The sequence below is a fragment of the Magnetococcales bacterium genome, from assembly GCA_015231925.1.
Taxonomy (GTDB): domain Bacteria; phylum Pseudomonadota; class Magnetococcia; order Magnetococcales; family JADGAQ01; genus JADGAQ01.
Window position 1 is genome coordinate 22077 of the sequence record JADGAQ010000008.1, and the last position, 14510, is coordinate 36586.

Sequence of the window (14510 nt, forward strand, 5' to 3'; positions counted from 1 at the left end):
TTCGTATAGGTTATTAAATTTTTATTAAAAATATTTACAATATAAAAAGATAAAGTCAAAAGACAGAACATTTCCTTTTTTTGATACTTAAAAGATAAATATTGAAAGTCAAAATAATTAAGAATATTTTCCCGCCGCACTTTGTCCTGGAGTTCGTTCATGGATCAAGACCGTTTGGACAGACTTTGCATCACCACCCTTCGTATGCTGGCAGCGGATGCCGTCGAAGAGGCCAAGTCGGGACACCCCGGCCTGCCCCTGGGGGCCGCGCCCATGGCCTACGTCCTCTGGTCGCGATTTCTGCGCCACAATCCCGGCAATCCCTCCTGGATCGATCGGGACCGCTTCATCCTCTCGGCGGGCCACGGTTCGGCCCTCCTTTACGCCTTGCTGCACCTTTTCGGCTACGGCCTGCCTCTGGAGGAGGTACGCCGCTTCCGCCAATGGCAAAGCCGCACCCCCGGCCATCCCGAATACGGTCACACCGTCGGCGTCGAAGCCACCACCGGTCCGTTGGGACAGGGCTTCGCCATGGGCGTGGGCATGGCCCTGGCGGAACGCCATCTGGCGCAATGCTACAACCAGCCGGAGTTTTTCCCGGTGGTCAACCACTTCACCTACGCCATCTGCTCCGACGGCGACCTGATGGAGGGCATCTCCTCGGAAGCGGCTTCCCTGGCGGGACAGCTCTGTCTGGGCAAACTGATCTATCTTTACGATAACAACGGCATCTGCATCGAAGGTTCCACCAACCTGACCTTCAGCGAAGACGTGGCCCGTCGTTTCGAAGCGTATGAGTGGCATGTGCAGCAGGTGGAGGACGGCGAGGATCTGGAAGCCATCGCTGCCGCCATCGAAGCAGCCCAGGAAGAGGAGGAGCGCCCCTCCCTGATCATGGTGCGCACCCGTATCGGTCACGGCAGCCCGTTGGCCGGAACGGCGGAAGTCCACGGCGCTCCCCTGGGAACGGCGGGACTGGCGGCCACACGGCAGTTTTACAACTGGCCGGAAGAGCGCTTTCATGTACCGGAAGAGGTGCGGGAGGCCTTCCGGGAGATGGTGCGTCGCGGGGTGGAGCAGGAGGAGGAGTGGCAGGCGCGGGTGGAGGCTTGTCGCACCCGTTATCCCGACGAGATGAGCTGTATGGAATCCCGTTTGCGGGGTGAATTGCCCACCAAGTGGGACACTGGTTTGCGGGCCCTGACCTGGAGCGACAAGGGCATTGCCACCCGGGCCGCGTCGGGCCAGGTGATCAACGCCATTGCGCCCCATTTGCCGGCCATGATCGGCGGGTCGGCGGATCTGGCGCCGTCCAACAACACCTGGATCAACTCTTCCGAAGCGCGCAACATCCATTTCGGGGTGCGGGAGCATGCCATGGGGGCCATGGCCAACGGCATGGCGCTGCATGGTGGTCTGTTGCCCTTCGTGGGCACTTTCCTGGTCTTTTCGGATTACATGCGCGGGGCCATTCGCTTGTCGGCTTTGATGAAGACCCCGGTGGTTTATGTGTTGACCCACGATTCGATTGCCGTTGGGGAGGATGGTCCCACCCATCAGCCGGTGGAGCATGTGGCCAGCCTGCGGGCCATTCCGGGATTGACGGTGATGCGTCCCGCCGACGGGCCGGAGACGGCGGCCTGCTGGCGTCAGGCGGTGACGGGTGGCTCGCCGGTGGCCTTGATTCTGACCCGTCAGAAGCTGCCTTTGTTGCCTCACGGGGCGGATGTGGATGCCCAGGTGGCGCGGGGCGCTTATATCGTGGAAGAGGGCGAGGGCGAGCCGGAAGCGATTTTGATCGCCACGGGCAGCGAGGTTGGGCTTGCGCTGGAGGCGCGTCGGGTATTGGCCAAAGAGGGGCGGCGGGTTCGGGTGGTTTCCATGCCGTCGTGGGAGTTGTTCGCGGCCCAGGGGGCGGACTATCGGGAGCGGGTACTGCCTGCGGCGGTCAAGGCGCGGGTGGTGGTGGAAGCGGGCACCTCTTTCGGCTGGCACCGTTGGGCTGGGGATGCGGGCCGGATGATCACCGTGGATCGGTTCGGGGCTTCCGCGCCCGGTGAGAAGGTCTTGGAAGAGTATGGCTTTTCCGTAGCCAATGTCGTGTCCGTGACCCGAGAAGTCCTGGATAAATAACCCAAAAGGGTTTTGCCTTTCAATATTTTCCTTTAAGTATCAAAAAAAGGAAATGTTCTGTCCTTTGACGTGCTTTTAATTATTAGTATACATAGTATAACTAATAATAGATTAACAAATCTAACGTCAAAGGACAGAACATTTCCTATTTTTGATACTTAAAGAAATATATTGAAAGGATGTGATTCTCATGGCAACGAATACTCAACGAGTGGTTTACTCTACCGAGCTTGGCAAAATGTGTCCGGAATGCGGCAAACCGGCAACAAACTGTATTTGCCGCAAAAAGGGTCCTGTTCTCCCGTCTGACGGGGTGGTGCGGGTGCAGCGGGAGACCAAGGGCCGGGGTGGAAAAGAGGTGACGGTGATCAAAGGCGTTGCCGGAGACCCCCTGTTTCTGGCACAACTGGGCAAGGAACTCAAAACCCTGTGCGGCTCGGGCGGCACCGTGAAGGACGGCGTGATCGAGGTGCAGGGGGACCATGTCGAACGGGTGATGGAACATCTGCAAAAGCGGGGCATGCGGGTCAAACGGGCGGGGGGATAAACCCGGCTGCTTGACCGGACCATCCCCCATCTTCCGAGGATGTTGCCAACAAGCAGCCAACTCGTCGGACAGGAACCATGACCGACCCGGATTCCGAAAACAACCTCCTGATTCACCGGGCGCGTCATGGCGACCGTCAGGCCTTCGGGAGTCTGCTGGAACGTCATTACCATCAGATCTACCGACTGGCCTATCGATGCTGCGGTATTCGCGAAGACGCGGAAGAGATTGCCCAGGAGGTTTGCCTCAAACTGGTGCGCTCCTTGGGGGAGTTTCGCGGTGAGGCCGCCTTTTCCACCTGGTTGCACGGTTTGACCCTGAATGCCGCCCGGGATTATCTGCGTTCCCGACGTACCCGCTGGGAACGGGAAGACGACGGGTTGGAACTGGATGCGCTGCCCGGTACGACCCTCGACCCCGAACGCCATCTTCTCTCCCGGTTGATTCTGCGCTGCATCGCCCTGCTGCCGGAAACCTTGCGCTCGGCGGTGCTGTTGGTTCACTCCGAGGGACTCAATCATCGTCAGGCGGGACAAGCCTTGGGCTGCGCCGAAGGAACCGTCTCCTGGCGTCTGTCGGAGGCGCGCAAACGCCTCTCCCTCTGTCTGGATCAAGGAGGTTGACGCCCATGAGCCCCCGTGATCTTCATGACGACGACCTGAACAAGGCCTTCCAGGAGACTCCGGTGCCCCCCGCCGGGGAAGAGGCCCGTCGCAAAGCCATCGAAACGGCCCTTTCGGCTTTTTCAGCCCAACCTCAAAATATTTTCCAAGGATTCCCGCCGCCGCCTCGTCTCAATCCCGTGAGAGCATGGATTCGACACCTCATGGGAGATTGGACAATGACCACCTGGCAAAATTGGAAAAACATCACGGCGTTGCTGGTGACGGCGGCCTGCGTAACGCTGCTGATCGTCCAGCCGGACATGAAACAGAGCCTGCAAACCGGCCGGATGCCGACGACTTCGCTCGAAGGCGCTCCTCCGGCGACGGTTCCCCTCCCGTTAGGGAATGTCCAAGACGGATTGACCGCCACACCGCAACAACCGGCGAAAGCACTTTCCCCTTCCCCGGCGCCCGCTCCACAGGGGGATCGCGCCATCAATCAGTCCCAGGACAGGGAGAAGGCCAACCGGCTTGCCCAACGTGAAGCGGTGCCGGGGCCGGAAGCGAAACGCGCACCCAAACCGGAACCCAGGCCGGAGCCCAAACCGGAGCCCAAACTGTCCAAGCCGGAGCCAATGCCATCCAAACCGATGATGTTCAATCTGGAATCGGCGATATTGAAGCATATGGCCGAATCGGCTCCGACCGACGCATCGATGGCAAGGACGACGGGTTCGGACAAAAAGACCGAAGCCCAGGCCATGCCGACGGTGTCGGGCTTGGCCAAAATCGCGCCTGCGCCTTTGGTGGTCGAGGAAAACCGGGATCGCTTTCGTGCCTTTGACGACAATCCGATGCAGGTCACCCGGGAGCATCCGGTTTCCACTTTTTCCGTGGATGTGGATACCGCTTCCTATGCCTTTGTGCGCCGGCTGATCAACAGCGGACAAAAACCCGCGCCGGATGCGGTGCGGGTGGAGGAGATGATCAACTATTTCGATTACGACTATCCGTTGCCAAAGGAGCGCACGGAGCCGTTTGCCACCTCGGTAAACCTTTATCCCTCGCCGTGGAATCCCGAGACGCGCCTGATGCAGATCGGCATCCGGGGCTATGAGCTGTCCAGGGAGAAGCGTCCCCAGGCCAATCTGGTCTTCCTGGTGGATGTTTCCGGCTCCATGAATGCACCGGACCGGCTGCCGCTGGTCAAGCAGTCCCTGGCCATGTTGGTGAACCATCTGGAAGCGGAAGACCTGATCTCCCTGGCGGTGTATGCCGGGAAATCCGGCACGGTGCTGGAGCCGACGCCGGTCAAGGAACGGAGCAAAATTCTCGCGGCGCTGGAGCAGTTGCAGGCGGGTGGATCGACGGCGGGTGGAGAGGGCATCCGTCTGGCTTATGAGCTGGCGCAGAAGAACTTCAAATCCGAGGCGGTGAACCGGGTGATTTTGGCCACGGACGGGGATTTCAACGTCGGCATCACCGATCCCGAGGCGCTCAAAGGCTTTGTGGCGGAAAAACGTAAGACCGGAGTCTTCCTGTCGATTTTGGGAGTTGGTCGGGGCAATTATCACGACCGGTTGATGCAGGATCTGGCGCAGAACGGCAATGGCGTGGCCAATTACGTCGATACCTTGAACGAGGCCCGCAAACTGTTGGTTGAGGAGGCTTCCGCCAACCTCTTTCCCATTGCCAAGGATGTCAAAATCCAGGTGGAGTTCAACCCGGCGCGGGTGGCGCAGTATCGCCTGATCGGATATGAAACCCGCGCCCTGAAGCGGGAAGACTTCAACAACGACAAAGTGGATGCCGGTGACATCGGTTCCGGACACCGGGTGACGGCGCTTTATGAGATTGTCCCGGTGGGCAGCCGTGGAACGATGATCGACCCGTTGCGTTATGGGGCGGAAGCCAAGGCGGAAGAGCAGGCGGTTGTGGATCCGAAGGCGGAGTACGCCTTTCTCAAGATCCGTTACAAACTGCCCAAGGAGGAGACCAGCAAGCTGATAACCCGTCCCGTGACCGAACGTGATGCGGTGGCGCGGTTACAGGATGCTTCTTCCGAGGCCCGGTTCGCCACGGCGGTGGCGGCGTTCGGTCAGAAGCTGCGGGGTGGGAAGTATCTGGGAGATTTCGATTACAAGGCAATCATCGATCTGGCCAACGAGGCCAAAGGCAAGGATGAGTTCGGCTATCGTGCGGAGTTCGTGGGGATGGTGCGTCTGATGCAGGCGATGGACAAACCCTGAAGTGACCGGGAAGGCCGGGGAGGATTGCTCCTCCCCGGCGGGATCAGATGGGGTTACCCGACCACGGCATATTCCACGGCACGGGGGTTGTCCATGCGCGTGCTGGCTTGCAGAATCTCCATCCCCACCAGATTTCCTGCCTGGTCATAGTCCAGAATGACACCGGGTTTTGCTTCATCACTTTCTTCGATGTGGTGATCATTGAAGAGGATGCGCATGACATCCACCTCCGGGTCATAGGTGACTTTCATGGTGTTCTCCAATATTTGTTGATTTTGCTGGTACGATAAACAGTGACAACCACTTCAGGATCTGTCATCGGATTGATGATCACTCTGACCAGAAATACACCTTTATCTTCAAAATCAACAATCGATTGATAAGCAACCAAGCCTGCTCTTTCCGGAACGATTTGCTGCGGTTCAGACAGAATGGCCTCGACAACATCTTTGTTGATGCTACGTTGGGCCATCTCCTCCAAGGCGTGTTGAGAAAATCGGTGGTGCAATAGAATTTGCTTTCTGGGCCTTGATCATCGTTTTGGCCAATGGGTCGTCGCGTCTGCCTTCTTGACGGGCATCTGATTGGAAAAACGCATCAATTTCCGGATCTGTCCCAACTTCCCGACCGGTTTGGCCCAAACGATGATCAAGGCCGGAAAGTCAAAGGACAGAACATTTCCTTTTTTTACTTTTTAAAGGATAATATATTGAAAGGCAACGGAATCATACTCAACTCCGCAGGCCCCTGAAGAACTCTCCCACCGCCTCCGCCCCTTTCCGATCGTGAATATCGATGGCGGCGGAACCCACCACGGCGATTTCGGCAATACCGGCCAGGGCGGCGACATCCTCCGGCCCCTTGACCCCGAACCCCACCGCCAGCGGTACCGAAGTCACCCGGCGGCAGCGCTGCAAAAACCCTCCCAGGCTGCGCCCGAAATCGGTCTCCTGCCCCGTGACCCCTTTGCGGGCCACGCAGTAGGCAAAGCCGCTGGCCGGTTTCCCCAACTCCTCCAGACGGGCATCGGTGGTCATGGGGGTGAAAAGCTGGATCCAGTCCATCTTTCGGGTGGTGGCCGCCGCCATGGCCTCGGTGGCCTCCTCCAGCGGCAGGTCGGGAATGATCAAACCCTGCAATCCCGCCGCCGCCGTCTCCTCCATGAACCGATCCACCCCGCGGGCGAAAAGGATGTTGCAATAGGTCATGCCTAAAAAGGGAATCGCAAAATCCCGGACGATCTCCTTCATGAAACGCAAACCGTCGCTCACCTTGAAACCCCGCTCCAACGCTTCCTGATTGGCCCGGGCAATGACCGGACCATCGGCCATGGGTTCGGAAAAGGGAATTTGCAGCTCCATGATATCGACTCCCGCCGCCACCATGGCGGCGATGACGCGCCGGTTCTCCTCCAGAGAGGGATAACCCAGAACCAGATGGGACATGAGCAGCACCGGTTGCGCCGTACCGGCTTCACGACGCTTGTTCAGTGCGGCGCGCAGGGTTGCTTCCAGAGGAGAGGCGGTCATGACTCAGGACTCCTTGTCGAGGGCGGCGTACTGGGCGGCTTTTTCCTGGATGAAGGCCCGCCAGGGTCGATCCTCCAGGGCGTCGGCGATGGTGAAGATGTCCTTGTCGCCCCGTCCGGAAAGATTGACGATCACCAATCCACCGGCAGGCAAACCGGGCATCTCCCGGAAGGCGGCGGCCAGGGCGTGGCTCGACTCCAGCGCGGGAATGATACCCTCCCGCCGCATCAGCCGTTGCAGGGCTTCAACCACTTCGCTGTCGGTGGCGGCTTCGAACCGGATGCGACCGTTCTCCTTCAGATGGGCCAGAATGGGGGAAACCCCCACATAATCGAGCCCGGCGGCCACGGAGTGGGTCTCCCGCATCTGGCCGTCCTCGTCCTGCAGAAAATAGGTGCGATAGCCCTGAGCGGTGCCGATACGGCCTTCGGTGGATGCCAGCCGGGCGGCGTGCAGCCCGCTCTCCAATCCCTTGCCACCCGCTTCGACGCCGATCAGCTCCACCGTGTCGTTGAGAAAGCCCTGAAAGATGCCCAGGGCGTTGGAACCGCCACCCACGCAGGCATAGACCCGATCGGGCAGACGTCCCTCCTGACGCAGAATCTGCTCCCGGGCCTCCCGACCGATGACGGACTGAAACCAGGAGACCATCTCCGGAAAGGGATGGCAGCCGCAGGCGGTGCCCAGCACGTAATGGGTATCCTCCATGCTGCCAACCCAGTCGCGCATGGCCTCGTTGATGGCGTCCTTGAGGGTCTGGGAGCCGGAGGTGACGGAAACCACCCGGGCGCCGAGCCGCTCCATCCAGAAGACGTTGGGCCGTTGCCGGGCCACATCCTTGGCGCCCATGTAGATGACGCACTCCAAACCCAGCCGCGCCGCCATGGTGGCGGTGGCCATGCCGTGCTGCCCGGCGCCGGTTTCGGCGATGACCCGCCGTTTGCCCATGCGCTTGACCAGCAAGCCCTGTCCCATGACATTATTGGCCTTGTGAGCCCCGGTCTGGTTGAGATCCTCCCGCTTGATGTAGAGACGCCGCCCGAAATCCCGGGAAAGGTTCTCCGCGAAGGTCAGGGGCGTGGGGCGACCGGCGTAGTTTTCCATCAGGTGCAGATAGTCGGCCCAGAATTGGGGATCTTCCTTGGCCTCCCGGAAGGCAACCGCCAGTTGCCGGATGGTTTCATGCAGAATTTCCGGGATGAAGGCCCCGCCGAAGGGACCGAAATAGCCAGCTTTCATGGAACGCTCTTTCGATGGTGGGAAGGGGAGCCACGTCGGCAGTTTAACCGGCTACACCGTTTCGGACCAGAGCTGGCGCATTTTCGGCAAGTATTAGGTGGCGCACGACGAGAGCAAGAGATATCATCTATAAAAAAATGGGCACAATGGTGGCTGGTCCACCCGATACTGGAGAGGAGGAACGATCATGACTGGGAAAATGACCGCATTCCTGCTGGCGGTAGGTCTGAGTGTGTCGGTGGTTTCGGGGGTTGCGGCCACGGAGGAGGAACTGCCCTCCACCAAGGTCAGTTTCAGGGAAGATGTCATGCCCATCCTGCAGATGCGTTGCCTGGAATGCCATCGTACCGGTGGACCGGGGGAAGTCTACTCCGGATTGAACATGGAGACCTTCGAAGGGTTGATGCGGGGCACCCGCTTCGGACCGGTGGTGGTGCCGGGCCAGGCCATGGTGAGCAATCTGAACGTGATGGTGGAAGGCAAGGCGGGTATTCGCATGCCGCACAATCGCAAACGGCTGACCAAATGCGAGACCAAAATCCTCCGGGATTGGGTCAACCAGGGGGCCAAGAACAATTAGTGCAACGTGATTTTCCGGATTCCAGGGCGGTGTTCGCCGCCCTGGTGAACCTCTCTCCTGTGCCATGAATTGACCACCATGATGAAGGTACGCAAGGCTGTATTCCCGGTTGCGGGGTTGGGAACACGTTTTCTGCCGGCCACCAAGGCAGTGCCCAAGGAGATGCTGGCGGTGGTGGACAAACCGCTCATCCAGTATGCGGTGGAAGAGGCCCGCGAGGCGGGTATCGAGCAGTTCATCTTCGTGACGGGTCGGGACAAGGGCGCCATGGAGAGCCATTTCGACTACGTCCCCGAGCTGGAACAGAATCTCAAAAGCCGGGACAAGGAGGCGCTGCTCAAGGCGGTGCGGGATGTGGTGCCCGACTCCGGCACCATGGTCTATACCCGCCAGAACCTGCCCCACGGTCTGGGGCACGCGGTCTGGTGCGCCCGGGAGCTGGTGGGACGGGAACCCTTCGCGGTCATCCTTCCGGACGATCTGGTCCATGCCGAGGTTCCGGTTCTGAAGCAGATGGTGGAGCAGTTCGAGCAGTACGAGGCCTCCATCGTGGCGGTGCGCGAGGTGGCCCGGGGCGATACGGACAAGTACGGCATTCTGGATGTGGAAGGCGGTCCGAGTCAGGATACGGTGGTGCGGGTACGCGGGCTGGTGGAAAAACCGTCGCCGGAAAACGCCCCCTCCACCCTGGCCATCATCGGACGCTACATCCTGATGCCGGAGATCTTCCCCCTTCTGGGGCAGCACCGGGAAGGGGCCGGAGGCGAGGTGCAGCTCACCGACGCCATGGCCCAGCTTCTGGTCAAACAGTCCCTCTACGGCTACCGTTTCGAGGGAACCCGCTTCGATTGCGGCAGCAAGACCGGTTTTCAGATGGCCAATCTCTATTACGCTCTGGAACGTTCCGAAATGCGTTCCACCCTGCTGCCGTTCATGCAGGAACAGCTTGCCAAATGGCATTCTCCCCAGAATTGACTAACCAAGGATGGTCAAAATGCGTATAACCATGATTGGCACCGGATACGTTGGTCTGGTATCGGGGGCCTGTTTTTCGGAATTCGGTGTGGATGTAACCTGCACGGACACCGATGCGGGCAAGATCGAGCGGCTGAACCGGGGAGAGATTCCCATTTACGAACCGGGTTTGGACCGGCTGGTGGTGCGCAACCATCAGGCGGGGCGGCTGCATTTTTCCACCGACACCGGCACGGCGGTGGCCCAGTCGGATGTGGTCTTCATCGCGGTGGGCACGCCGGAACGCAAGGAGGACGGCGCGGCGGACCTGAGCTACGTTTTCGACGCGGCCCGCACCATTGCGCGGCACATGCAGGGTTTCACGGTGGTGGTGACCAAATCGACGGTGCCGGTGGGTACCGGGGCCCAGGTGGCCCAGTTGATCCGGGAAGAGAATCCGGACGCCGACTTCGCCATGGCCTCCAACCCGGAATTTCTGCGGGAAGGTTCGGCCATCGAGGATTTCATGCGACCCAACCGGGTGGTCATCGGGGTCGATTCCGAACGGCCGGTGGAGCTGTTGCGGGAGTTGTACCGTCCCCTCTACCTGATCGAAACCCCGATTCTGTGGACCAACATTCCCTCCTCGGAGCTGATCAAATACGCCGCCAACGCCTTTCTGGCCACCAAAATCACCTTCATCAACCAGATGGCCAATCTGTGCGAGAAGGTGGGAGCCGATGTCCACAAGGTGGCCAAGGGCATGGGGCTTGACCAGCGCATCGGCAGCAAGTTCCTGCACCCCGGTCCGGGTTACGGCGGCTCCTGTTTCCCCAAGGACACCCTGGCGCTGATGCGCACGGCGGCGCAATACGGCGAGCCGGCCACGGTCGTGGAGGCGGTGGTTGCGGCCAACCAGCGGCAGAAGGAACGCATGGTGACCAAAATCAAGGAGGCTTTTCGGGCTCCCTTGCAGGGGGCGGTGATCGGCGTGCTGGGGCTGACCTTCAAACCCAATACCGACGATATGCGCGACGCCCCCTCCCTGACCATTCTGCCCGGACTGGTGGCGGAAGGGGCCAAGGTGAAAGCCTTCGATCCCGAAGGCATGCATGAGGCCAGGCAGTTCCTGCCGGATATCACCTACGTGGAGAACGTCTATGCCGCCTGCGAGGGCGCGGACGCCCTGCTGATCCTGACGGAGTGGAATCAGTTCCGCAATCTGAACCTGAATCGCATCAAGCAGATCATGCGGCCCCGGGAGCATGGGGAGTACCTGCTGTGCGATTTCCGCAACATCTACGAGCCCGACACCATGCGCCGGGCCGGCTTCCAATACGTGTGCGTGGGGCGCTGAGACCATGAAGGCCAATCCGCTCATTTTTCGGGAATACGATATTCGCGGCGTGGTGGGCAAAGACCTGACGGAAGAGCTGGTCCTGGAGCTGGGGCGGGTGTTCGTGCATCACGCTTTGGGCAAACTGGGCGTTGCGGATCGTCCGTTGCGTCTGGCTCTGGGTCGGGATGGGCGGGTGTCGTCGCCCTCGCTGGCGGCGGCCATGGCGGAGGGCCTGCGCCGGGCCGGGGCGGAGGTGGTCGATGTGGGTCTGGTTCCCACGCCGGGGCTCTATTACGCCATCCACCATTTCGCCGCGGACGGCGGTCTGATGCTGACCGGCAGCCACAATCCCCCGGATTACAACGGCATCAAGATGACTCTGGACGGGCATCCGGTCTACGGGGCGGAGATCACACGCCTGCGGGATCTGCTCGCCGAGGGGGTGCAGCAGGATCGTTCCGGCGGCTCGGTGCGGCGGGAAGAGGTGTTGGAAAGCTATTTGCAGCGGCTGACGCGGGATTTTCGTCCGGGCCGTGCCTTGAAGGTCATCCTGGACTGCGGCAACGGGGCTACGGGCGTGGTGGCCCCGGCTTTGTTGAAACGGTTGCCGGGGGTGGAAGGCGAGGTTCTCTTCGCCGAAGTCGACGGCACTTTTCCCAATCACCACCCCGATCCGACGGTAGCGGAAAATCTGCACGATCTGAAAGCGCGCATGAAGGAGACGGGAGCGGAGCTGGGCATCGCGTTCGACGGGGACGGGGATCGCATCGGCGCGGTGGATGCCGAAGGGCGTATCATCTGGGGGGATCGCATGCTGGTGCTGTTCGCCCGTGATCTGCTGACCCGGCAGCCGGGGGCCACGGTTCTGGGGGATGTGAAGTGTTCCCAGGTGCTTTTCGACGCCGTGGCGGCGGCCGGGGGCAAGCCCCTGATGTGGAAGACGGGCCACTCCCTGATCAAGGCCAAGATGAAGGAGACCAAAGCGCCGCTGGGTGGGGAGATGAGCGGGCACCTCTTTTTCGCGGATCGCTATCTGGGTTACGACGACGCCCTTTACGCCGCCGTGCGCCTGATGGAGCTGGCGGTCGCCGCGCCGGAGCCGTTACCGCAGCGTTTGAACGACCTGCCGCCGGTCTGCTCCACCCCGGAGATGCGCCTCTTCTGTGAGGACGAACGCAAGTTCGGGGTCATGGAGCGGGTGCTGCAGCGGCAGAAGGCCTCCGGGCAAGAGTTTTCCGACGTGGACGGGGTGCGGGTGAAGCTGCCGGGCGGCTGGTGGCTGTTGCGGGTGTCCAACACCCAGCCGGCGCTGGTGGCCCGTGCGGAAGCGGTCAGCCGGGAGCGGCTGGATGAGATCGTGGCCCTGGTTTCGGCGCAGTTGGCCGAGGAAGGGGTTGCCTTCCCCGCCTGGGAGCCCGCATGAAACCGAAGAAGGAGCTGTTGACGGCGGCGGAGATGTCGGTGAACCTGGCGGGCATTCCGCTGGCCACACCGGTGGTGCTGCTTTCCGGCTGTGTCGCTTTCGGAGAGGATCTGTTTCACATCAAGGGGTTTCCCTGGTCGGCGGTGGGGGCCATCTGTCTGAAGGGCACCACCCTGGAGCCTCGGGCGGGTAATGCGCCCCATCGGGTGGCGGAAACGCCTTCCGGGCTGCTCAACGCCATCGGCTTGCAAAATCCGGGGGCGCGGGCGGTGGTCGAGACCATTCTGCCGCGTCTGACCGGGAGGCTCGCGCCCTGGCCGGTGCAGCTCATCGCCAACATCGCCGGATCCACGGTGGAAGAGTACGGCGAGGTGGCCCGCATCTTCGACGACAGCCCCGTGGCGGGTATCGAGATCAACATCTCCTGTCCCAACGTCAAGAAGGGCGGCGCGGCTTTCGGCGCCGATCCGGAGGTGGCGGCGCGGGTGGTGGCGGAGGTGCGCAAGGCCACTTCCAAACCGCTGTTCACCAAGCTCTCCCCCAACGTGACCGACATTCGCCTGATGGCGCGGGTGGCCATGGAGGCCGGCAGCGACGGACTGTCGGTGATCAACACCCTGATGGGCATGGCCATCGATATCCGCAATCGGCAAGCGATTCTGGGCAATGTCCAGGGGGGCTTGTCCGGCCCGGCCATCAAACCGATCGCTTTGTTGAAGGTCTGGCAGGTCTGGCAGGAGCTGCGGGAGAAAAAGGTGCCGATCATCGGGCAGGGAGGCATCGCTTCGGCCCGGGACGGCATCGAATTTTTTCTGGCGGGGGCCAGCGCCATCGGATTGGGTACGGCGCTCTTTCGTCAGCCGCTGCTTCCGGGCAAAGTGGTGAGCGGGATGCGTCGCTATCTGGAGGAGGAGGGCGTCTCGCGGGTGAGCGATTTGACCGGCACTCTGGGAGTGGGGGGGGCATGACACAGTCTTCGCTGCTGCGAGTCGTTCTGGCCCAGCCACGCGGTTTCTGCGCCGGGGTGGATCGGGCCATCGCCATCGTGGAGAAGGCCCTGGAGACGTTCGGACCGCCCATCTACGTGCGTCACGAAATCGTGCATAATCGCTGGGTGGTGGAGGATCTGCGCCGCAAGGGGGCCATTTTCGTTCAGGAGCTGGAGGCGGTGCCCAAGGGGGCGGTGGTGATCTTTTCCGCCCACGGGGTCTCCAAGGCGGTGGAGGAAGAGGGCCGGGGGCGGGGTCTGAAGGTATTGGATGCCACCTGTCCCCTGGTGGAAAAGGTGCATCGCGAGGCGCAACGCATGGACCGGGAGGGGCGGCAGGTGATCCTGATCGGCCATCAGCGCCATCCCGAGGTGGAAGGCACCATGGGGCAGTTGCCGGCGGGAAAGATGAAGGTGATCTCCCGAGCGGAAGAGATCGCGCGGTTGGACATTCAGGAGGATCGCCCCGTCGGTTTCATCACCCAGACCACCTTGTCGGTGGATGAGACGGCGGAGGTGGTGGCCGGCCTGAAAGAGCGTTTCCCGTCGATTCGGGAGCCGGCCCGGGAGGATATCTGCTACGCCACGCAGAATCGCCAGAACGCGGTCAAGGAGCTGGCGCGCGTCTGTGATTGCGTTCTGGTTCTGGGGGCGCCCAACAGCAGCAATTCCAACCGGCTGCGCGAGGTGGCCGAGCGCATGGGGGCTCGGGCCTATTTGATCGAGTCGGCCCGTGACGTGCAACAGGAGTGGCTGGAAGGGGTTGCGGTTCTGGGAGTGACTGCGGGAGCCTCCGCCCCGGAGATTCTGGTGGATGACTTGCTGGCGTGGTTGGGAGTTCCCCCGGAGCGGGTGGAGTGTCTCTCCGTCAGCGAGGAGAAGATGTTCTTTCCACTTCCCAAAGGATTGCAGGGTTGAATCCTT

General features: G+C 61.1%; 14 protein-coding genes. 10 read left to right on the plus strand and 4 right to left on the minus strand.

Annotation, left to right across the window (positions count from 1 at the left end):
• Positions 1-159 precede the first annotated feature (159 nt).
• The 4 genes from tkt to HQL56_02035 all read left to right on the plus strand — a co-directional run bounded on the left by tkt (position 160) and on the right by HQL56_02035 (position 5534).
• Entirely contained in the window at positions 160-2133 is a 1974-nt protein-coding gene (gene tkt, locus HQL56_02020) for a transketolase (protein MBF0308291.1), read from the plus strand.
• Between the two features lie 190 nt (positions 2134-2323).
• Entirely contained in the window at positions 2324-2680 is a 357-nt protein-coding gene (locus HQL56_02025; protein MBF0308292.1) for a translation initiation factor Sui1, read from the plus strand.
• Between the two features lie 77 nt (positions 2681-2757).
• On the plus strand, positions 2758-3303 hold the full coding sequence (locus HQL56_02030) for an RNA polymerase sigma factor (GenBank protein MBF0308293.1): 546 nt from the start codon (positions 2758-2760) through the stop codon (positions 3301-3303).
• Between the two features lie 617 nt (positions 3304-3920).
• Positions 3921-5534, plus strand: a complete 1614-nt coding sequence (locus HQL56_02035) for a VWA domain-containing protein (GenBank protein MBF0308294.1) — start codon at positions 3921-3923, stop codon at positions 5532-5534.
• A gap of 53 nt (positions 5535-5587) precedes the next feature.
• Here the strand turns inward: HQL56_02035 and HQL56_02040 are convergent, their stop codons facing one another.
• The 4 genes from HQL56_02040 to trpB all read right to left on the minus strand — a co-directional run bounded on the left by HQL56_02040 (position 5588) and on the right by trpB (position 8302).
• The gene (locus tag HQL56_02040; protein MBF0308295.1) at positions 5588-5785 is read right to left on the minus strand and encodes a DUF2283 domain-containing protein; all 198 of its coding nucleotides are present in this window, start codon (positions 5783-5785) and stop codon (positions 5588-5590) included.
• Positions 5782-6042: a DUF4258 domain-containing protein gene (locus HQL56_02045; protein ID MBF0308296.1), complete on the minus strand. Its 261-nt coding sequence runs from the start codon at positions 6040-6042 to the stop codon at positions 5782-5784. Before HQL56_02045 ends, HQL56_02040 begins: the two co-directional genes overlap by 4 nt.
• Before the next feature lie 223 nt (positions 6043-6265).
• Positions 6266-7063 (minus strand): tryptophan synthase subunit alpha, encoded by a 798-nt coding sequence (locus tag HQL56_02050; GenBank protein ID MBF0308297.1) that lies wholly within the window; start codon positions 7061-7063, stop codon positions 6266-6268.
• Positions 7064-7066: 3 nt separating this feature from the next.
• Positions 7067-8302 (minus strand): tryptophan synthase subunit beta, encoded by a 1236-nt coding sequence (trpB, locus tag HQL56_02055; protein ID MBF0308298.1) that lies wholly within the window; start codon positions 8300-8302, stop codon positions 7067-7069.
• Positions 8303-8501: 199 nt separating this feature from the next.
• Here trpB and HQL56_02060 point away from each other — a divergent pair, with 199 nt between their 5' ends.
• The 6 genes from HQL56_02060 to ispH all read left to right on the plus strand — a co-directional run bounded on the left by HQL56_02060 (position 8502) and on the right by ispH (position 14504).
• Complete coding sequence (locus tag HQL56_02060) at positions 8502-8882, plus strand: hypothetical protein (protein MBF0308299.1); 381 nt, start codon at positions 8502-8504, stop codon at positions 8880-8882.
• A gap of 81 nt (positions 8883-8963) precedes the next feature.
• Complete coding sequence (gene galU / locus HQL56_02065) at positions 8964-9857, plus strand: UTP--glucose-1-phosphate uridylyltransferase GalU (protein MBF0308300.1); 894 nt, start codon at positions 8964-8966, stop codon at positions 9855-9857.
• Between the two features lie 19 nt (positions 9858-9876).
• The gene (locus tag HQL56_02070; GenBank protein ID MBF0308301.1) at positions 9877-11193 is read left to right on the plus strand and encodes a UDP-glucose/GDP-mannose dehydrogenase family protein; all 1317 of its coding nucleotides are present in this window, start codon (positions 9877-9879) and stop codon (positions 11191-11193) included.
• A 4-nt stretch (positions 11194-11197) separates the two neighbouring features.
• On the plus strand, positions 11198-12598 hold the full coding sequence (locus HQL56_02075; protein MBF0308302.1) for a phosphomannomutase/phosphoglucomutase: 1401 nt from the start codon (positions 11198-11200) through the stop codon (positions 12596-12598).
• Between the two features lie 32 nt (positions 12599-12630).
• Complete coding sequence (locus HQL56_02080; protein MBF0308303.1) at positions 12631-13566, plus strand: dihydroorotate dehydrogenase; 936 nt, start codon at positions 12631-12633, stop codon at positions 13564-13566.
• Between the two features lie 14 nt (positions 13567-13580).
• On the plus strand, positions 13581-14504 hold the full coding sequence (gene ispH / locus HQL56_02085) for a 4-hydroxy-3-methylbut-2-enyl diphosphate reductase (GenBank protein ID MBF0308304.1): 924 nt from the start codon (positions 13581-13583) through the stop codon (positions 14502-14504).
• The last annotated feature ends 6 nt before the right edge of the window (positions 14505-14510 follow it).

Coding starts and splice junctions, on each gene's coding strand:
- tkt (MBF0308291.1), top strand. CDS start 160: ATGGATCAAGACCGTTTGGACAGACTTTGCATCACCACCCTTCGTATG.
- HQL56_02025 (MBF0308292.1), top strand. CDS start 2,324: ATGGCAACGAATACTCAACGAGTGGTTTACTCTACCGAGCTTGGCAAA.
- HQL56_02030 (MBF0308293.1), top strand. CDS start 2,758: ATGACCGACCCGGATTCCGAAAACAACCTCCTGATTCACCGGGCGCGT.
- HQL56_02035 (MBF0308294.1), top strand. CDS start 3,921: ATGCCATCCAAACCGATGATGTTCAATCTGGAATCGGCGATATTGAAG.
- HQL56_02040 (MBF0308295.1), bottom strand. CDS start 5,785: ATGAAAGTCACCTATGACCCGGAGGTGGATGTCATGCGCATCCTCTTC.
- HQL56_02050 (MBF0308297.1), bottom strand. CDS start 7,063: ATGACCGCCTCTCCTCTGGAAGCAACCCTGCGCGCCGCACTGAACAAG.
- trpB (MBF0308298.1), bottom strand. CDS start 8,302: ATGAAAGCTGGCTATTTCGGTCCCTTCGGCGGGGCCTTCATCCCGGAA.
- HQL56_02060 (MBF0308299.1), top strand. CDS start 8,502: ATGACCGCATTCCTGCTGGCGGTAGGTCTGAGTGTGTCGGTGGTTTCG.
- galU (MBF0308300.1), top strand. CDS start 8,964: ATGAAGGTACGCAAGGCTGTATTCCCGGTTGCGGGGTTGGGAACACGT.
- HQL56_02070 (MBF0308301.1), top strand. CDS start 9,877: ATGCGTATAACCATGATTGGCACCGGATACGTTGGTCTGGTATCGGGG.
- HQL56_02075 (MBF0308302.1), top strand. CDS start 11,198: ATGAAGGCCAATCCGCTCATTTTTCGGGAATACGATATTCGCGGCGTG.
- HQL56_02080 (MBF0308303.1), top strand. CDS start 12,631: ATGTCGGTGAACCTGGCGGGCATTCCGCTGGCCACACCGGTGGTGCTG.